This is a genomic window from Mycobacterium sp. IDUB_39 (assembly GCF_055419205.1).
Window position 1 is genome coordinate 1 of record NZ_JBVAXF010000019.1, and the last position, 17031, is coordinate 17031.

Consider the following 17031-nt stretch of genomic DNA (forward strand, 5'->3'; position numbering starts at 1 on the left):
TCGGGATACCGAAACCGAACCCCACCCATCACACAACACCCTTCAATCAGGTGTTGCGATCACCACTTGAATTCGCCCGCCGAATCTTCGCAGTGGCGTCACGTTGGGCGGTCCCCGTCGAAGCTGTACCAACCGATGACTTAGGACCTACAAGACCGTCGAGACCGGCCCCTACTTGCGCTTCGCCGCCGCCAAACGTGCTGCGAACTCAGGGGATTCGATAGAGATTGCCTGCGGGCCGATCTCGACGTCCACGGCGGTGCGGTGCTGATCGACGTCGACCGTGCCCGGGTTGGCCGTCGCGCGCATCGATGCCTTGGTGGCAAGGACCACCTCGCGGGGCGCTGAGGCGGGACCGGCGGCGAGTTCTTTGGCCGCCGCGACCGGATCGTCGGAAACCTGCAGCGCCAAGCCGTACCGGACCGCCGCGTCGGCGTCGAAACGCATGCCGAACAGCAGCGACGCCCGCGCGACCTGCGGGCCGACGGCGCGCTGCAGCATCCACGTCGCGCCACCGCCCGGGTGGATGCCGAGCTTCTGGAACCGCGGGTCGAACAGGGCGGCCGGACCCGCGATGCGGACATCGGCGGCCAAGGCCAGGTTCAGGCCGGCGCCCACGGCAGGGCCGTTCACCGCGGCGATCGTCGGCAGCGAGCAGTCCGCCAGGGCGAGGAATCCGTCGTAGATGACGCGCAGGCCGTCCTCGGTGGCGGATCCGAGCGCGCTCAGGTCGGCACCCGCGCAGAAGGCCTTACCCGCGCCGGTGACGATGAGGGCGTGGACGTCGGGGTCGTCCTCCACGGATTCGACCGCGTTTCGCAGGGCGGCGGAGATCTCCGCGGTGACGGCGTTGCGGCGGTCGGGATCGTTGATCGTGATGAGGGCGACGCGGTCCTCGACCTGCGTCAATACGAGATCAGACACCATCTCAGCCTAGCGGTGCATCACGAGGGAGCAGTATGGCGGCATGGACATCTCCTCGTGCACAGCTCTTGTCACCGGCGCCAATCGCGGGCTCGGTCGGCACTTCGCGTCTGAACTCCTGCGCCGAGGCGCACGGGTGTACGCCGGCGCGCGTGATCCCGCCTCGGTCGACGTGGACGGTGCCATCCCCGTGGCGATCGACCTGGGGGATCCGGCATCGGTGGCCGCGGCGGCTGAGGCCGCCGGGGATGTCACGCTGCTGGTGAACAACGCCGGCATCTCGCTTGGTACCGACTTCCTGACCGCCGATCTCGACGACGTGCGAAAGGAGATGGACACCAACTACTTCGGGACGCTGTCGGTGGTGCGCGCGTTCGTGCCCGTGATCGAGCGCAATGGCGGGGGCGGTCTGCTGAACGTGTTGTCGGTGCTGTCGTGGCTGAGCATTCCCGACAGCGGCGGGTACTGCGCGTCGAAGTCCGCGGTCTGGTCGATGACCAACGCGCTGCGGGTCCAGCTTGCCGGCCGGGGGATCGCGGTGACGGGACTGCACGTGGGCCTGATGGACACCGACATGACCGCCGGCATGGACGGACAGAAGAGCGATCCCGCCGACGTCGCCGCGCTGGGGATCGACGCCGTCGCGGCTGGTGCCTATGAGGTCCTGGCCGATGACGTGAGTAGGCACGTGCAGGCGGGACTCGCCGCCGGGGTGCCCGGCGTGTACCCGCAGTTCGCCTAGCGATGGCGGGGTAGTCCGCCGATCATCCGTACAACATTTTCTGAATACAGAAATTGATGTACTGTCGTGCCATGCAGACCCTTCAACACACCGATGCCCTGGCCCGGTTCGGTCACGCGCTGTCCGATTCGACACGCACGCAGATCCTGTTGAACCTGCGGAAGGGCGGGCAGTACCCCTCGGAACTGGCCGACGACATCGGGGTCTCACGCCAGATCCTGTCCAACCACCTCGCCTGCCTGCGGGGGTGCGGTCTCGTCGTCGCGGTTCCCGAGGGTCGTCGTGCGCGTTATGAACTCGCCGATCCGCGCATCGGGCACGCGCTCGATGACCTGCTCGGCCTGGTGCTCGCCGTCGATCCGGCCTGCTGCACCGACAACGGATGCACCTGCTGATGGCCGCGGAACTTGGTCTACCCGGATTGAACTCGGGACCCACCGCGGAACGTCGGCGGCTGCTGTCCCGCAGGATTCAGCTCTTCGTCGCGGCGACCATCACGTACAACGTCATCGAGGCCGTCATCGCACTGACCGAGGGCGCGCGGGTGTCCTCGACCGCGCTGATCGGTTTCGGTCTTGACTCCGTCATCGAGGTGTCGTCGGCGGCCGCTGTGGCGTGGCAGTTCGCCGGCAGGGACCCCGAGTCTCGCGAGAGGGTCGCGCTGCGCATCATTGCGTTCTCGTTCTTCGGGCTCGCTGCCTACGTCACCGTCGATGCCATCAGATCACTGCTCGGCGTGGGCGAAGCGCGGCACTCGGCGGTCGGGATCGCCTTGGCCGCAGTGAGTTTGGCCGTCATGCCCGTCCTGTCGTGGGCGCAGCGCCGCGCCGGGCGCGAACTCGGGTCGCTGTCGGCCGTCGCCGACTCCAAGCAGACACTACTGTGCACCTATCTGTCCGCGGTCCTGCTCGCCGGGCTGCTACTCAACAGTCTGTTCGGCTGGTCCTGGGCCGATCCGATCGCCGCGCTGGTCATCGCCGTCATCGCGGTGAAGGAGGGCATCAACGCCTGGCGGGGCGAGACGTGCTGCGCTGCACCGGCGCGGGCCGATACCGCTGAGGCCCACACCTGCGACTGCTGTTCCGATTGACGACCGGGAGGGACGACTCATGACACGCATCACCGACGTGGCGCGCGTGATGTGAGCGGTTGATCTAGGGCACTTGGGGTTTGATCTCCTCGATGACCCACTGGGCATAGTCGAGATACTCGCCGACCGTCCGGACTGGGGGCAGGGGGACCGCGCTCACCGTAACGCCCTGCTCGCCCAGCCAGCTGAGCCGGTCGACGATCTCCTGCTCCGACATTCCAGGGCGGACGTCGGGATGGTCGATGACCTGGTGTCCCTCACCGACCATGGGTGTCGACATTCCGTGCATCACCTCGAACGGCCGGCCGTCATAGGTCGGTTGGGACTTGATGAAGTCGATGCGGTCCGCGATCTTCTCCGGGGGTGTCAGGAATGCCCACCAGCCCGATGCGAACCGCGCGGCGCGCTTGAGCACGACGTCCGCGTCCCCGCCGATCCAAACTGGGACATGCGGTCTCTGAACGGGCTTGGGTGCGAAGGTGGCGTCGTCGAATGAAACGTACTCGCCGTGGAAGGACGGTGAGTCGCTGACCCACAACTCGATCATTGCTGCCAGGTACTCGTCGGCAATCTTGCCGCGCTCCCGGAATGGGACGCCGAGCAGTTCGAACTCGCGCGCGAGCCAGCCGACGCCGACGGTCACCATCATCCGTCCGCTGCTCATCCAGTCGGCCGTGGCCAGCGCCTTGGCGAGCATGATCGGGTTGTGCAGGGGCAGGACGGTGACGCAGGAGTTGACATGAATCCGCGACGTCGCGCCCGCAATGTAGGCCTGGGCGGCCGTGGAGTGCATGTAGTGGGAACCCGACAACTCCACATGAGAGTTCGGTATCAGGAAGTGTTCGGGGACCGCGATCATGTCGTAGCCCCACTCATCGGCGCACTTGATCATCCGGGTCTGATCCGCACCCGTCACGGCCAGTTCCCAAGGCTGCATCGTCGCCCTGAGTTCCAGCATGTGGGGGAGATTGAAGGCGAGCTTCACTGCGTATCACGGGTCGGTGGATTGGTGAACCAGAGGTTCTCCTCATGCCGATGGCGGCTCTTCCAGCCATCCGAGGTGCGGACCAGCTGGTGGTGGTAGTACCCGCCGCAGTGGCTCAGTTCCGACATGCCGGGCAACTTCATAGGGTTGTAAAACATCGCTCGCACCGTCGCGGTGTCGCCCTCGGCTTCGAGGACCTCGATGTTGGTGATGTAGTGCATGGTCATCGGCAGGGCGACGAAGCCGGCGGCCAACCAGTCGGCGACATCGTCGCGAGGGCCTGCTGCCGCGCCGGCGGAGCTGTAGTCGATGTAGGCATCGTCGGTGAAGACCGAGCGGTACAGGTCCCAGTCCTTACCGTAGACGGCGCGTGCGTATCGATACAGCAGCGCGGTGATCTCATGATGGTCGTCGGCCCTCTGAATGTTCGATTCCGTCAGCGTCATTCGGGCATCCCGATGGTCTTGATGGAGAGGTACTCGGTGTAGCCGAGGTCGCCGTTGCGGTAGCCGAGCCCACTCTGTTTGGTCCCGCCGAACGGGCTGCCGATGCCGAAGTGGGACCTTCCGTTGATGGTGACGTTGCCGGTGCGCAGCCGGGACGCCACTGCCAGTGCGCGATCCAGATCGGCGCTGGAGACCTCGCCGGACAGGCCGTAGATGGTGTTGTTGGCGATCGCGACCGCCTCGTCATCGCTGTCATATGGCGTGACGGTCAGCACCGGCCCGAAGATCTCCTCCTGTGCCACGTGGCTGTCGGGGTCGACGTCGGCAAGCAGCGTCGGCTGCACGTAGTAGCCGACCGGGAGGTGCTCGGGAACGCCGCCGCCGGTGACGAGGCGCGCGCCGGAATCGACGCCGGAGCGGATCAACCCCAGCACCTTCTGGCGCTGGCCCTCACTGATCTGGGGACCTTGCATGATGCCGGGGGTCCACGGATCGCCGACGGGAAAGTTCTCCATCGCCGCCTTCAGGATGCCCAGTCCTTCGTCATAGCGGCTGCGGGGCAGCAGGATCCGGCTGGGCAGGATGCAGCTCTGCCCCGACATGACGCAAGCCATCATTGCGGCGAGTGGCAGCACGGAGGAGAAGTCGGCATCATCGAGCACGACGTGTGCCGACTTGCCGCCCAGTTCCAGCAGCGCTTTCTTCACGGTCGGAGCGCCTGCGGCCAGGATGGCCCGCCCGGTGGCGGTGGAGCCGGTGAAGGTGATCATGTCGACACGAGGGTCGGCCGACAGCGCGGCGCCGACCTCATTGGCGTTGGAGGCCACGACGTTGAACACGCCGGCGGGAATGTCGGTCTCCTCGGCCACGATGCGCCCGATCTCAGTGCCCGACCACGGAGTGAGTTGGGCGGGCTTGAGTACCACGGTGTTTCCGGCCATAAGCGCAGGGATGGTCTCGGCGATGTTGAGGTAGAACGGGACGTTCCACGGGGTGATGGCGCCGACGACGCCGACTGGCTCGTAGTACAGCCTGCGTCGAGCGGGGCCCATCTGGGTGGCGTGCACACCTGTGTCGACGACATACTCGAAGTTCCGGCCGTGCTCGGCCCAGTGCGTGACTTCCTCGATGGGGCTTTCGATCTGGGAGCCCGACACCGTGACAGGACAGCCGACCTCGGTGATGAGGACCCGGCGCAGTCGCTCCCTATTGCGGTCCAGGGCATCGTGCAACTGAGTCAGGCAGTGGTGGCGGAACTCGATATCGCGAGCCCAGTCGGTGGTGTCGAATGCCCGCCGCGCAGCGCCGATCGCCCGTTCCATGTCGGTGACGGTGCCGTCGGTCGCGTGCCCGGCGAACTGTTCGGTGGCGGGGTGGATGACGTCGAAGGTCGCGCCGCCGTCGGTGGTGACCAGGTCCCCGTCGATGAGCATGCGTGGCTCGCCTGCCAACACGCCGGCGTCACTGTGTACAGCAGTCATCCCACTCGCTCCCGTTCGATTCGACCATCGCGTGGGCATGACTCTACATATATAGAGAGAATGAATAGGAGGGTTTCAGAGAATCCGATTTACGATTTTCGTGAACGTCGGGCGGGCTGGTGCCCATGGTGACGCTCGGAGGTGACGATCCCCGAGACGACGTCGTACATGATGTCGTCGAGGTGCTCTGCCGACGTGACCGTCCGGTTCCCGATGGTGAACGACAGCATGACGCCGCTGATGAAAGTCATTAGGACATAGGCCTGCTCGTCGGTGACGGCGGTGTCCGAGTCGATGTCGTCCGGGCGATGGCGGCGGACCGCGTCGCGGATCAGATCGAGATAGCGGTCGCTGTAGCGCTGGAGGATCGTGGCGAGTTCCGGGTCGCGGCTGGACTGCAGAACCAGCTCGAATCGGACCTTGGTCCTGATCGACGGTTCGCCGGTTCTGGAGCGCATGACCAGCTTCGCTAAGCCCAAGGGCTGCCCGCTAGCGGAACTCAGGTCGGCGAGATCGAGTTCGGTCACCCTCTCGGCGACCGCATGGACCAGTGCCGTCCGCGTTCGGAAATAGAAGGATGCCGTGCCGTCGGGAACGCCGAGCTTGCGGTCCAGCTTGAGATGGCTCAACCCCTTGGCGCCGTCCTGGGCCAGCAGGTCGATAGCCGCGTCGCAGAGTTCGCGCCGGCGTGCATCGGGATCGGGTTTTCTACGCATCTAGTGCGGGGAGTGTAGTCAACGGCGTTGTGTTCACGTCTTCTCGCGATGTGTTCGCGCAGGATCGTCGAGTCCGCGATGGGCTGGACCCGCCGATGCATCTGCTACGGTCGCGCTCGACTCTACTATCGTAGAGTCGGCGTGGACGTGAATTCCCGTGCATTGCAGACGGAGGTAGATGATGAGCACCGAGATCGATCTCAGCGGACGGCGGGTTCTCATCACCGGCGGTGGTCAGGGCGTCGGTCGAGGTCTGGCACTCGCATTCGGCGCGGCGGGAGCCAAGGTGCTTGTCAACGACCTTCACGCGGAGCGCTCCCAATCGGTGGTCGACGAGATCGATGATCGGGGTGGAGCTGCAGTGTCCGTGCCGTTCGACGTCACCGACTACGGCAGCGTGACGGATGCGGTGGCTGCATCGGAGCCCGTCGACATCCTCATCAACAACGCCGGCAACGCCGGCGCCGAGGGATTCGCCAGTCGCGGTCGGTTCGCCGATACCGAACCCGCGGACTGGGAGTCGTTCCTGCGGGTCAACCTCTACGGGGTTCTGCACTGCACGCGCGCCGTGCTGCCCACGATGGTCTTCAACGAGTGGGGCCGCATCCTCACGATCGTCTCCGACGCAGGACGCACCGGTGATCCCGGGGGCGCGGTCTATGGTGCGGCGAAGGCGGGAGCGGCCGGGCTGACCCGGTCGGTCGCCCTGGAGAACGGGCGCTTCGGCGTCACCGCCAACAACATCTCGCTGGGCACGATGCGCACCCCGCTGACGGAGCCGCTGTGGGCCGAGCAGGCGGATTCGCCTCAGGCCAAGGCGATCCTGGCGAGCTACGCTATCCGCCGGCCGGGCGTTCCCGACGACCTCGCGTGCCTCGCCGTGCTGCTCGCCAGCGATCACGGCTCCTGGATCACGGGGCAGACGATCTGCGTCAACGGTGGATACTCGCTAGCGCTCTAACGACTACGGGACGTGCGGCAGGAGCGCCCTTTTGAGGATTCGCGCGATGTGATCGGGATCCGCGTCGTGGTTGTCGAGAAGAATCGCTGTGCACAGACCGTCGGTGAGAGCCACGAAACCGTCCACGATGTCGGGGTCGTCGGTGTGGGCTCGCGCGAGTTCTGCCACGTTGTCGCGCCATCGTCGTGCGACGGGCCGCAGCGCGGGCCGGCGCGCGGCGAGGGTCGCCAGCTCACGTTCAGCGAGTGCGCGTTCTCGGCCAGGCCCGGCCGATTCGGCGATGAGCCCGGCGAGGCCGTCCAGTGGCTCCTCATCAGAGTCGATGAGTTGTCGGATGCGGTCCGTGTATGAGTCGGTGACGCTGGTCAGGGCGGCGACCAGCAGGTCATCGAGAGTCGCGAAGTAGTAGAGCGTCAGGCTGGTGGTGATCCCGGCTTCCTTGGCAACCGTCCGATGAGTGACGCCGGTGGCGCCGTCTCTGCGCACGATCGACAGTGTCGCATCGATGATCTCGGCACGGCGGCGTTGACCACGCGCCTTGCGTCCGTCGCCGACAGGGTCGGTCGTTGTGGTTTCATCGCTCATCATTGCCTCTGTGGGCGAGAGTATCGGTTGTGGCCGTAGGGTCCTCGTTGGCAAGCGGATGCAGGTGCCGAAGTTGGGTGAAGCAGGCCAGCGCGGCGGCCGCGACGGCGATTCCCGCGACGACGGCGCTGGCGTTGAGGCCGCTCGTGAACGCGGTCTGTGCGTTATCGAGAGCACCGCCTGGTAGCTGGCCCGCGACGGATGATGCGCCGGAGAGACTGTCGCGGTATGCCTCGGCCGCTGCTGGATTCAGCCCGGACGGCGCCTCGAGGGTGGCGCGGTAGATCGTCGTGGTGAGGCTGCCGAGGAACGCGACTCCGATCGCGATGCCGAGTTCTTGGACGGTTTCGGACAGTGCGGCCGCTGATCCCGACTTCCCGGCCGGTGCGGAGCCGACGACGACATCGGTTCCCAGGGCGGCGATGACCCCGAGTCCGAGGTAGACGAACGCAAACCCGGCCACCACGCTCGCCCTGCTGTCGGTCCCGGCAGAGGCAAGCAAGGCGTAGCCCGCCACCGACACGGCCAGGGTTGCGGACATGACAATCCCTGGCGACAGGCGGCGAGCCAGCAGCGGTGCCCCAATGGCGCCGACGAGCATGGCCAGCGCGGGCGGCCCCATCCAGAGTCCAGCTGTTATGGGGGACAGGCCGTCGACGAGCTGCAGGTATTGGGTGACCAGGTACATCATCCCGCCGAACCCGATGAGGCCGACAAGCAGGACGATCAGCGCCGCGGAGAAGGGACGGTAGGCGAAGAGTCTGATGTCGAGGAGGGGCTCAGTCAGGCGCAACTGGCGCCGAACGAAAACCACCGACGCGATCGAACCGAGAAGGGCGGCGACCACCGCCTGAATGTCGATGCCGTCGGCGGCGGCATGTTTGATCGCGTAGACGAGCGGCAGCATGGCCGCCAGGGACAGCCCGACGCTGGGCAGGTCGAGACCGCTGGCGTGGGTGCGGAACTCTGGCAGCAACGTTGGCGCGCCCGCCAGGACGAGTACCGCGACAGGCACCGCCAGGAGGAAGACCGCACCCCACCAGAAGCTGGCGGCCAGGACGCCGCCCACGATCGGACCGGCCGCCATCCCCAGTGCGAACATCGTGGCCCAGACGCCGATCGCCAGGGCTCGCTGCCGGGCGTCGGTGAACATGTTGCTGATCAGTGACAGCGTCGAGGGCATCAGCGTGGCACCGGCCACGCCGAGCAGCGCGCGTGCCACGATGAGCCACAACGCGTTTGGGGCAAACGCGGCCAGAACTGAGGCTGCTGCGAACGCGGCGACTCCGACCATCAGCAGCCTTCGCCGACCGATCCGGTCGCCCAACGTCCCCATCGTGATGAGGAAGCCAGCGATGAAGAAACCGTAGGCGTCCATGATCCACAACGTCTCCGTCGCGGTCGGGTGCAGATCGGCGGCCAAGCTGGGCACCACGAGATACAGCGCGGTGACGTCGAGTCCCAGGAGCATGGTGGGAAGCGCCAGAAGCGCAACACCACCCCACGTCCGCCAATCGGCACTTCTCGACTTGGTCGCTACCACGCTTGCCGCCCATCTAGTTGAACTATCGTACTAGTTGTACGTTAGTTCTATTTATTCTTGGTGGCAAGTGGCTGCGTCCGCTGTCAGGTCAGGTGGTCGAATTCTCCACTCACCCAACGGATGTGTCGGCGCGCCGCGTTTCTGACGACGTCGTGGGCGTTGCGTTCGATGGTGTCGCCGCCCAGCGTGTAGAGGCGGTCGAAGTCAACGGCCTCCAGGTCTTCGGCCAGCCGCCCCACGGTGCCCGCAGACATCGGCACGTGCCGGGGGAAGTTGCGCTGGAATGACAACCAGCCGGGGTCGAGGTTCCCGCTGATGGTGTCCCCGGCAAGCAGACTCCCGTCGGGTGTGAGCGCGACGGCGCTCGACGGCATGTGACCGCCTAACCGGATGACCCGGAGGCCGGGCAGCGGTTGGATCTCCCCGTCCCAGAACACGACGACGGGGTCGGGACGCGGAAGCCATTGTCTGGCAGCTGTGTTGACCAATACCGGCACCCGCCCGAACGCGTGGCTCCAGCTGACCTGGGCCGCGAACATGTGTGGGTGACTCGTGGCGATGACGCTCACCCCGCCGAGGCCGCGCACCAGGGTCTCGACTTCATCGTCGAGGTAGGCAGGCGGATCCCACAGCAGATTGCCGTCCGCGGTGCACACCAGAAACGACCACTGCCCGATGCCCAGACGCGGCAGCCGCCGAAAGCTGTGCACGCCCCGGCCGTGGTCGCGGTGCTCGGTGCTGTGTGGCTGCGCCGCCAACTCGTCGAGGGTCAGCCATTGGCGGGTATGTGGGCCGAGGTCGCCGAGTTCCTCATCGGACACTGGACCGCGGTCGAAGACGCAGCCGTCCAGGGGTGGCGCCTCGGCCGAATCAGGGTGTTCCAACCCGCAGCCGTCGCAGATCCATATCGTCATGCCGCCGAGGCTATGACCTGAATCTAGGTTGAGGTCAAGCGTTTCCGGCCGGAATTGCCTACCAATTGCTTGGCGCGTAGTCCTTCAGGAAGCAGCCGTGCAGATCCTCGCCCTGCTCACCGCGCACGATCGGGTCGTACACGCGGGCGGCGCCGTCGACGAGGTCGAGCGGGGCGTGGAAGCCCTCCTCGGCCAGCCGCAGCTTGGTCGGGTGTGGACGCTCGTCGGTGATCCAGCCGGTGTCGACGGCTGTCATCAGGATGGCGTCGCGCTCGAGCATCTCGGCTGAGCTGGTGCGGGTGAGCATGTTCAGCGCGGCCTTGGCCATGTTGGTGTGTGGATGCCCGGGCCCCTTGTAGCCCCGGCTGAACTGGCCCTCCATCGCCGACACGTTCACCACGTACTTGCGTCGCGCCGACGCCGCGGCCATCGCCGGGCGAAGGCGGCTCACCAGGATGAACGGCGCGGTCTGGTTGCAGAGCTGCACCTCGAGCAGCTCCATCGCGTCGACCTCGTGCACGCGCTGCGTCCAGCTGTTGACCGAGGCGGTGTCGGGCAGCAGGCCACCCGCGTCGATGGCAGTGCCGGCGGCGATGCGCTCCGGCGACGCGCTGCGGGCGGTGAGTGCGAGCTCCATGATGGCGTGCGGGGTCTGATGCTCCGCGAGACTTCCCGCGAGCGCGGCCGGGTGTGCGTCGCTGACCCGGTCGAAGGTGACCACGTCGACCTGTGCCAGCTCGGGCGGCGGGGTGCGCTCGGCATCGATCAGGGCGGCGTAGGAGCCCGGGGCGCGGCGCACCGTCTGGGCCGCGTTGTTGATCAGGATGTCCAGCGGACCCTGTGCGGCCACCGTGTCAGCGAGCGCGACGACCTGAGCCGGATCGCGCAGGTCGATGCCCACGACGCGCAGCCGGTGCAGCCAGTCGGCGCTGTCTTCCATGGCGGCGAAGCGGCGCACGGCGTCGTTCGGAAAGCGTGTGGTGATCGTGGTGTGGGCACCGTCGCGGAGCAGCCGCAGCGCGATGTACATGCCGATCTTGGCGCGCCCGCCGGTGAGCAGCGCCGTGCGGCCAGTGAGGTCGGTGCGGGCGTCGCGCTTGGCCCGGTTGAACGCGGCGCACGGCGGGCAGAGCTGGTGATAGAACGCGTCGACCACGGTGTAGCGGTTCTTGCACGTGTAGCAGGCCCGCGAGCGCTGCAGAGTGCCCGCGCTCGCCCCGACCGCGGTGGACACCAACGGCAGGCCCTGGGTCTCGTCGTCGATGCGCCCGGGTGCGCCGGTGGCCGTGGCCGCGGTGACGGCGTCATCGGCGGCGGTCACCGCATCCCGCTTGGCGTGGCGTCGGGCCAGCTTGACCGACTTCCACAGCGATGCGGTGGCCCGGCGCACCGCCACCGCGTCAGGGTGCTCGGGGGGCAGTGCCTCGATCTCGGACAGCACCTTCAGACAGGTGCTGAGCTGCTGCGGATCGATCGCGGTCACCGCTAAAGGGTACGGGGACACCTGCTGGTGAACCGAATCTGCGACCTTCGGAGGTCAACGGTCTGCGCCCAGGCGGCTCTACATCATGCGGCGTCGTGGAAGACGAGGCCGAGGGCGAATCGGGTACCGGATCGGACCACGGAGACGCCATGCCGCATCGGAGCCGCCGACCAGCCGCGGCGGGAGGGGACAGGGCGGTCGCGGGTGGTGAACACCAGACCGTGGCCGTGCGGGATGAGGGTGGCGGTGCCGCGGGACTGCGCGCGCGGGCGTTGTTCGTAGAGCAGAAACTCTCCGCCGGTGTGGTCGATACCCGGTCTGTTGAGGTTGATCACCACCTGTAGCGGAAACACCAACTCGCCGTACAGGTCTCGGTGTAGCGCGTTCCAGTCGCCCGCGCCGTACTTGAGCAGGATCGGGGTGGGCTTGGTCTGCCCTGCCGCATGACACTGCTGCAGCCACTCATCGAGGCTGTCGGGCCAGGGCGCGTCACGACCGAGTTTGGTCCACCAGTCGCGGGCGATCGGCAGCAGTCTGGGGTAGAGCGCCGCCTTGAGTTCGGCGATGGCCTCGGGGAACGGTTGGGTGAAGTAGCGGTACTCGCCCTCGCCGAAGCGGTACCGACCCATGTGCACCGTTGAGCGGAATCGACCGTCGTCGGGATAGAGCGAGGCGATCTCGGCGGTCTCGTCGGCCGAGAGCAGCGGTCCGGTCAACGCGCAGCCGATGGCGTCGAGATCGGCGTGAACGCCGGTCCAGTCGGTGGCCTCGACGCGGTCCCGCCACGGGCTCATGCCGCGGCCTCCAGGGTGAGCAGCGTGCGTTTGGCCTCGACACCACCCAGGTAGCCGCCCATCGCGCCGTCACTGCGCACTACCCGATGGCACGGCACCACGACGGGTAGCGGGTTGGTGGCACACGCGGTGCCCACGGCGCGCACGGCCTTCGGGTTGCCGGCCAGTGCGGCCACGGCGGCGTAACTGGCGGTCTGGCCGTAGCCGATATCGGGCAGGTGGTGCAGCACGGTGGCGCGGAACCCGGCCGACAGCCGCCAGTCCAGGGGCACGTCGAAACCCCTGCGGTGTCCGGCGAAGTACTCGTCGAGTTGACGGGCGACGGCGTCCAGGCGGGCTGGGGCGAGCAGGATCCGGGGGCTGACCCTGTCGGCAAGTGTCTGCAGGACTCGGTCGTGGTCCTCGCTGGCGTATGCGACGCGGACCAGCCCGCGCTCGGTCGCGGCGAGCAGCAGGCCTCCGACAGGAGTGTCGACGATTCGGTAGGCGACGTCCAGGATGCCGTCGCGCTGCGCGGCGGCGGCGAGCCGGGCATGCAGCTCGCTGAGTTTGTCGGGGGTGGGGTTGGTGCTCCGCGCCATGTCGCGGATGAGGTCGTCGTTGTCGGTCATGGGGTCACTCCTTCCCTGGAGTAGGTGCGTCGAAGTGCGGCGATGCCGTCGGCGGCGGAGCGTCTGGCGGCGGTGGCGGTGCCGCCGAGGATCGCGGCGACCTCGTCGTATGGCAGGCCGGCCAGGTAGTGGTAGGCCACGGCGTGCCGCTGCTTGTTGGGCAGAGCGGCGAGGGCGTCGGCGAGGTCGTCGTCCCGTTCGGGGGTCTGGGTGCCGGGTGTCTCGGGCAGGGTGTCGGTTGGGATTGCGGCGCGAGTTCGGGTGCGGGTGACGTCGATCGCCTTGCGGTGCGCGATGGTGACCAGCCAGGCCTCGACGTTGGCGTCGGCGGGAAGCTGCGGGTAGGCCCTCATCGCGGACAGGAAGGTCTCCGACCACGCATCGTCGGCATCGATCGGCCCGAGGACGGCACGGCACACCCGCAGCACCGTCGGTCCGTGAGCGGAGACCACCTTCTCGAAGGGTTGTTGGACTGTCACACGCTGTAGACGCTCCGTGGTCGGATTGTGTGAGGTCCGCTCGTCACCCGGCGTTGCCATCCTGGTCGCCCGGGGTGTCGACGGGGCCAGGCGCGGCACGGCCCTCCGACGCGTCCGATTCGCCGCCAGGCGCCCGCTCGAGTGCCACGCTTCGGGACCGTAACCGGCCCGTCCCCGTGGTCTGCTGCTCGGTTGCCGGCTGCAGTTTCGTGACGCGGCCCACCGCGCGTCGGAGCCCCGGTGGACCCTCGATCCGGAAGAAGGCGCCCACCCGTCCCGAGCTGTTGCGCAGCGGCGAGCCGATGAGTTCGCCCATCACCACCCCAGCGCCGATGGCGAGTGCTATCGCGGCCGCTGACAACATCTGGGCGAGCCCGCGGTCGAAGTCCTCGTCGACGGCGAACGCGAAGACCGCCCGGAAGACCGCGAGCCCCGGCAGCAACGGCGTGATCCCGGCCGTCACGATGACCAGAGCCGGTGCCTGCCTGCGGACGGAGATCAACGTGGCGAAGAGCCCGACGGCGGTGGCCGCGATCCCAGTGGCGATGACCGGGCTGAATCCCGCGGCGCCGAGACCGATGAACACCAGTGCGGCGATCGCAGCCGCGAGTCCCGCGGTGGCCGTCGAGCGCAGGGGAGCGTAGCTGGCGAGGGTCAGACACACGCCGGCCAGCGCAGCGCCGAGTGTGGCGACCATGATCGGCAGCGGACTGTGGGGCGTGATGAAGGTCTGGGTCACGTCGACGCGCAGCTCGATCTCGATGCCCAAGACGGTGACGAGCTGGAGCGTCGCGAGGATGCCGACGACGATCCCCGCGGTGAGAAACAGTGCGTCGCCCAGCCGTGCGAGTGCGGTGATCATGTAGCCGGTCAGCGCATCCTGCATCGAACCGACGAGTGTCAGTCCCGCCAGAAGTACGACGATGCCGGTGGCAACGAGAGTGGTCAGGCCCTGCCCGGCGAATCGATACATCACCACCGCGACGAGCGTCGCGACGGAGGCACCGACTGCCTGCTGGAAAAAGAACGGCGTGCCGACCCGGTTCAGCAGCCGGCCCAGGCGGTCGATGACCGCCGACGTCACAGCGGCCACGATGCAGGTGAGCCAGGTGCCGCCCAGCATCATGGCGATGCCGAGGGCGAATCCCGCCCAGGCCGCGGTCGCCAGCCAGCGAGGGTAGGGATGGGGCCGCTCGGTGAGCTCGTCCATCGCCTCGTGCGCCTGGCTGACCGACACACCACCCGAGGTGATTCGCTTGACCAGGCGATCGAGTTCGGCCAGTCGGGTGTAGTCGGTGGACCGAGTCCGCACCGATTGCATGATCGTGACGGGCGGCCGGTCCGCGGTCGGCGGCGCGGAGACGATGATGGTGGTGAATGTGATGTCGACGACGCAGTCGACTAGTTCGTACGCCTGCGCCACGTCATGCGCGGTCGCGACGACGTCCGCGGTACCCGAACCGGATGACAGCATCACCTCGGCCAGCCGGATGGTGAGGTCGAGCACCTTGCGCGCGTGCAGATCACTGACCCCGGCGGAGGTGCGGCGGCGCTGACCGGCGCCGGTCGCAGGTTCCCGGCGACCGCCGCTGAGTGCCATGCGCAGCCCGCGGCGGAGCCGGTCGGCGCCTGATCGATCGTGCTCCATCGCCGCAAACGATACTGATCCGGCGCCGAAACCTGGCCGCGCCCCGCGCTGCGGTCGTCGCTCAGGCTGGCTTGATCAAACCGAGCTGCTGCAACACGGTGACACCATCGTCGAGCCCGACCTCCTCGACGATGAGGCCGTCGACAACCTTGAGGACCGATGTCCCGGTGAAGCGCATTGTCTTGCCGGTGCCGGCCGGCAGCGCGCCGATCGGCATGTCATCGAAGGCCTCTCCGGTCTGGGTTCCGCCGCCGATCCACTGCCCGACGACATAGTCGCCCTCGGCGATCAGATCGGCGGTGGCGCCGAATGCCAGGTCCGGGAACGCGGCCCGAAACTTGGTGGCGAAGGCGCGGACCTCGTTGCGGCCCTTGCACGGAGCGTGCAAGGAGTACTCGAAACGGATGTCCGGCGCGGCCAGTGCGTCAATGACATCGGGATTGAAGTCGGCGCCCCAGAACTCGTTGAACCAGCGTCCGACGACGGCCTTGTTCTCCTCGATCGACATGAATGTCCCTCTCTCCGCGTGAATCTGATGGCGCCTTCGGGTTGAGGCACTCATCCAGAAGACGTCCGCGGCGGGATCGATGTGAGGTCGCGAGTGGGGTTTCTTCGTCGGCGGACGAGCTTGGTTCAGCGCCGCAAGAGATCGCGAACGTTGACGCGCGTCAGCGGCGCGAGTTCGATGTCACCCGGCGCCGCCAAGTCGACCCACGCGATCTCGTCGATTTCTGCAGCTGCGTACGGTTGCCCTTCGACGCTGACGAAGAACAGCTCGGCGTCGACGAGGTGCCCAGGCTCGTTCGCCGCCTCAGCGATGTGCCGGCCGAGCGCTCGAGTCTCCGATGCCGCGACACCGAGTTCTTCGGTGACCTCACGCCGTACCGCTTCGGTGGCGGTCTCACCAGACATGATCTTGCCGCCCGGCTGCATGAATGCCGTCGTTCCGTGTTTTCGGACCAGGAGCACGCGATCATCAGCGTCGACGATCACCGCTGCGGCGATGCGGATGACCGGGCCTGGGTTCGTGTCCGCCACGCGCCGGAGTCTAGCTGGCGTTATCGCGAGGGCGGGTCCGCCCTAGCGTGTGAACAGCGATAACTCGTTGCCGCGCACCGGATCGAACGGCAGGGTCAGCGAGACGTATCCGTTGGCGGGGTCGCGGACGTAGTCGAGATAGTCGGGTGTGCCGTTCTCGGCGAGGACGAGCGCGTTGGGTTGTAGGTGCGGTTCCAACAGTTGCAGTACTGGGCGATAGAGGCTGAACGCACCGTCGAGGTGGACCACGTCTATCAAGCCACCCGCCCCGTCGCGCAGTGTGTCGAGGGCGTCGCCGACGCGGATGTCGACGAAATCGGCCAGGCCGGCGGCGATCAGATGCTCTTGTGCCCGAGCAGCCTTGGTGGGCTCAGTTCAGTGCCAATGACTGTGCCACCGCCGTTGTCGCCCTAAGTTCGATGATAGGTGGGCTGCACCCAGAAGCTTTGACCGTGTGCCGGCACGCGACTCGCCCCCGCAAGGGGTATGCCTTTTTTCGGTCGTCATCACTTGTGGCTCTTGTGACTGATCTGTGGGTCATTGGCGGCCGGGCAGGGTTGGGCGGTGGCCTCCGAGGGTGAGCATTGCCAG

20 protein-coding genes and 1 pseudogene are annotated in these 17031 nt (G+C 67.1%); 4 read left to right on the plus strand and 17 right to left on the minus strand.

Translation table 11 applies throughout. The features are described 5' to 3' along the window. Positions 1-171 precede the first annotated feature (171 nt). Positions 172-924, minus strand: a complete 753-nt coding sequence (locus tag ACZY0X_RS31055; RefSeq protein ID WP_463775859.1) for an enoyl-CoA hydratase — start codon at positions 922-924, stop codon at positions 172-174. 43 nt (positions 925-967) lie between these two features. Between ACZY0X_RS31055 and ACZY0X_RS31060 the strand changes: the two genes are divergently transcribed. The 3 genes from ACZY0X_RS31060 to ACZY0X_RS31070 all read left to right on the plus strand — a co-directional run bounded on the left by ACZY0X_RS31060 (position 968) and on the right by ACZY0X_RS31070 (position 2756). Then, entirely contained in the window at positions 968-1666 is a 699-nt protein-coding gene (locus tag ACZY0X_RS31060; protein WP_463775861.1) for an SDR family oxidoreductase, read from the plus strand. Positions 1667-1737: 71 nt separating this feature from the next. After that, entirely contained in the window at positions 1738-2061 is a 324-nt protein-coding gene (locus ACZY0X_RS31065) for an ArsR/SmtB family transcription factor (protein WP_463775862.1), read from the plus strand. After that, positions 2061-2756, plus strand: a complete 696-nt coding sequence (locus ACZY0X_RS31070; RefSeq protein WP_463775864.1) for a cation efflux transmembrane domain-containing protein — start codon at positions 2061-2063, stop codon at positions 2754-2756. Before ACZY0X_RS31065 ends, ACZY0X_RS31070 begins: the two co-directional genes overlap by 1 nt. Positions 2757-2820: 64 nt before the next feature. Here ACZY0X_RS31070 and ACZY0X_RS31075 read toward each other — a convergent pair whose 3' ends face one another. The 4 genes from ACZY0X_RS31075 to ACZY0X_RS31090 all read right to left on the minus strand — a co-directional run bounded on the left by ACZY0X_RS31075 (position 2821) and on the right by ACZY0X_RS31090 (position 6384). Continuing rightward, complete coding sequence (locus ACZY0X_RS31075; protein ID WP_463775866.1) at positions 2821-3741, minus strand: TIGR03619 family F420-dependent LLM class oxidoreductase; 921 nt, start codon at positions 3739-3741, stop codon at positions 2821-2823. Next, the gene (locus ACZY0X_RS31080; RefSeq protein ID WP_463775867.1) at positions 3738-4187 is read right to left on the minus strand and encodes a nuclear transport factor 2 family protein; all 450 of its coding nucleotides are present in this window, start codon (positions 4185-4187) and stop codon (positions 3738-3740) included. The genes ACZY0X_RS31075 and ACZY0X_RS31080 overlap by 4 nt, the downstream gene beginning before the upstream one ends. Beyond that, positions 4184-5668 carry an aldehyde dehydrogenase family protein gene (locus ACZY0X_RS31085; protein WP_463775868.1) on the minus strand — a complete coding sequence of 495 codons (1485 nt, stop codon included), beginning with the start codon at positions 5666-5668 and terminating at the stop codon, positions 4184-4186. The genes ACZY0X_RS31080 and ACZY0X_RS31085 overlap by 4 nt, the downstream gene beginning before the upstream one ends. An 89-nt stretch (positions 5669-5757) precedes the next feature. Further along, positions 5758-6384 carry a TetR/AcrR family transcriptional regulator gene (locus tag ACZY0X_RS31090; protein ID WP_463775869.1) on the minus strand — a complete coding sequence of 209 codons (627 nt, stop codon included), beginning with the start codon at positions 6382-6384 and terminating at the stop codon, positions 5758-5760. Positions 6385-6565: 181 nt separating this feature from the next. Here ACZY0X_RS31090 and ACZY0X_RS31095 point away from each other — a divergent pair, with 181 nt between their 5' ends. Beyond that, on the plus strand, positions 6566-7345 hold the full coding sequence (locus ACZY0X_RS31095; protein ID WP_463775871.1) for an SDR family NAD(P)-dependent oxidoreductase: 780 nt from the start codon (positions 6566-6568) through the stop codon (positions 7343-7345). A gap of 3 nt (positions 7346-7348) precedes the next feature. Here the strand turns inward: ACZY0X_RS31095 and ACZY0X_RS31100 are convergent, their stop codons facing one another. From ACZY0X_RS31100 to ACZY0X_RS31155, 12 genes and pseudogenes are all read right to left on the minus strand, one after another. Continuing rightward, complete coding sequence (locus ACZY0X_RS31100) at positions 7349-7930, minus strand: TetR/AcrR family transcriptional regulator (protein WP_463775872.1); 582 nt, start codon at positions 7928-7930, stop codon at positions 7349-7351. After that, complete coding sequence (locus tag ACZY0X_RS31105) at positions 7920-9401, minus strand: MFS transporter (RefSeq protein WP_463775874.1); 1482 nt, start codon at positions 9399-9401, stop codon at positions 7920-7922. The genes ACZY0X_RS31100 and ACZY0X_RS31105 overlap by 11 nt, the downstream gene beginning before the upstream one ends. Before the next feature lie 155 nt (positions 9402-9556). Beyond that, positions 9557-10387, minus strand: coding sequence for an MBL fold metallo-hydrolase (locus ACZY0X_RS31110; RefSeq protein ID WP_463775875.1), 831 nt, complete (start codon positions 10385-10387; stop codon positions 9557-9559). A 58-nt stretch (positions 10388-10445) separates the two neighbouring features. After that, positions 10446-11870: an SDR family NAD(P)-dependent oxidoreductase gene (locus tag ACZY0X_RS31115; protein WP_463775876.1), complete on the minus strand. Its 1425-nt coding sequence runs from the start codon at positions 11868-11870 to the stop codon at positions 10446-10448. An 83-nt stretch (positions 11871-11953) separates the two neighbouring features. Next, positions 11954-12664, minus strand: coding sequence for a 2OG-Fe(II) oxygenase (locus ACZY0X_RS31120; RefSeq protein WP_463775878.1), 711 nt, complete (start codon positions 12662-12664; stop codon positions 11954-11956). Continuing rightward, positions 12661-13245 (minus strand): methylated-DNA--[protein]-cysteine S-methyltransferase, encoded by a 585-nt coding sequence (locus ACZY0X_RS31125; RefSeq protein WP_463775884.1) that lies wholly within the window; start codon positions 13243-13245, stop codon positions 12661-12663. Before ACZY0X_RS31125 ends, ACZY0X_RS31120 begins: the two co-directional genes overlap by 4 nt. A gap of 26 nt (positions 13246-13271) precedes the next feature. Further along, a complete protein-coding gene (locus tag ACZY0X_RS31130; RefSeq protein WP_463775879.1) occupies positions 13272-13754 on the minus strand; it encodes an RNA polymerase sigma factor in 483 nt (160 codons plus the stop codon). A gap of 43 nt (positions 13755-13797) precedes the next feature. After that, positions 13798-15402, minus strand: coding sequence for a threonine/serine exporter family protein (locus tag ACZY0X_RS31135; protein ID WP_463775880.1), 1605 nt, complete (start codon positions 15400-15402; stop codon positions 13798-13800). 61 nt (positions 15403-15463) lie between these two features. After that, positions 15464-15910, minus strand: coding sequence for an ester cyclase (locus ACZY0X_RS31140; protein ID WP_241404307.1), 447 nt, complete (start codon positions 15908-15910; stop codon positions 15464-15466). A gap of 125 nt (positions 15911-16035) precedes the next feature. Further along, positions 16036-16440 carry an NUDIX hydrolase gene (locus tag ACZY0X_RS31145; RefSeq protein WP_463775882.1) on the minus strand — a complete coding sequence of 135 codons (405 nt, stop codon included), beginning with the start codon at positions 16438-16440 and terminating at the stop codon, positions 16036-16038. Positions 16441-16482: 42 nt separating this feature from the next. Continuing rightward, on the minus strand, positions 16483-16689 hold the full coding sequence (locus tag ACZY0X_RS31150) for a hypothetical protein (protein ID WP_463775883.1): 207 nt from the start codon (positions 16687-16689) through the stop codon (positions 16483-16485). 257 nt (positions 16690-16946) lie between these two features. Next, positions 16947-17031, minus strand: a pseudogene (locus tag ACZY0X_RS31155) (hypothetical protein); the annotation flags it as partial.

Excerpts from the sequence above, each read along its gene's own strand:
- ACZY0X_RS31085 (WP_463775868.1), bottom strand. The coding sequence starts at position 5,668 with ATGACTGCTGTACACAGTGACGCCGGCGTGTTGGCAGGCGAGCCACGC.
- ACZY0X_RS31100 (WP_463775872.1), bottom strand. The coding sequence starts at position 7,930 with ATGAGCGATGAAACCACAACGACCGACCCTGTCGGCGACGGACGCAAG.
- ACZY0X_RS31105 (WP_463775874.1), bottom strand. The coding sequence starts at position 9,401 with ATGCTCCTGGGACTCGACGTCACCGCGCTGTATCTCGTGGTGCCCAGC.
- ACZY0X_RS31090 (WP_463775869.1), bottom strand. The coding sequence starts at position 6,384 with ATGCGTAGAAAACCCGATCCCGATGCACGCCGGCGCGAACTCTGCGAC.
- ACZY0X_RS31080 (WP_463775867.1), bottom strand. The coding sequence starts at position 4,187 with ATGACGCTGACGGAATCGAACATTCAGAGGGCCGACGACCATCATGAG.
- ACZY0X_RS31095 (WP_463775871.1), top strand. The coding sequence starts at position 6,566 with ATGAGCACCGAGATCGATCTCAGCGGACGGCGGGTTCTCATCACCGGC.
- ACZY0X_RS31060 (WP_463775861.1), top strand. The coding sequence starts at position 968 with ATGGACATCTCCTCGTGCACAGCTCTTGTCACCGGCGCCAATCGCGGG.
- ACZY0X_RS31120 (WP_463775878.1), bottom strand. The coding sequence starts at position 12,664 with ATGAGCCCGTGGCGGGACCGCGTCGAGGCCACCGACTGGACCGGCGTT.
- ACZY0X_RS31140 (WP_241404307.1), bottom strand. The coding sequence starts at position 15,910 with ATGTCGATCGAGGAGAACAAGGCCGTCGTCGGACGCTGGTTCAACGAG.
- ACZY0X_RS31135 (WP_463775880.1), bottom strand. The coding sequence starts at position 15,402 with ATGGAGCACGATCGATCAGGCGCCGACCGGCTCCGCCGCGGGCTGCGC.
- ACZY0X_RS31110 (WP_463775875.1), bottom strand. The coding sequence starts at position 10,387 with ATGACGATATGGATCTGCGACGGCTGCGGGTTGGAACACCCTGATTCG.
- ACZY0X_RS31125 (WP_463775884.1), bottom strand. The coding sequence starts at position 13,245 with ATGGCGCGGAGCACCAACCCCACCCCCGACAAACTCAGCGAGCTGCAT.
- ACZY0X_RS31065 (WP_463775862.1), top strand. The coding sequence starts at position 1,738 with ATGCAGACCCTTCAACACACCGATGCCCTGGCCCGGTTCGGTCACGCG.
- ACZY0X_RS31070 (WP_463775864.1), top strand. The coding sequence starts at position 2,061 with ATGGCCGCGGAACTTGGTCTACCCGGATTGAACTCGGGACCCACCGCG.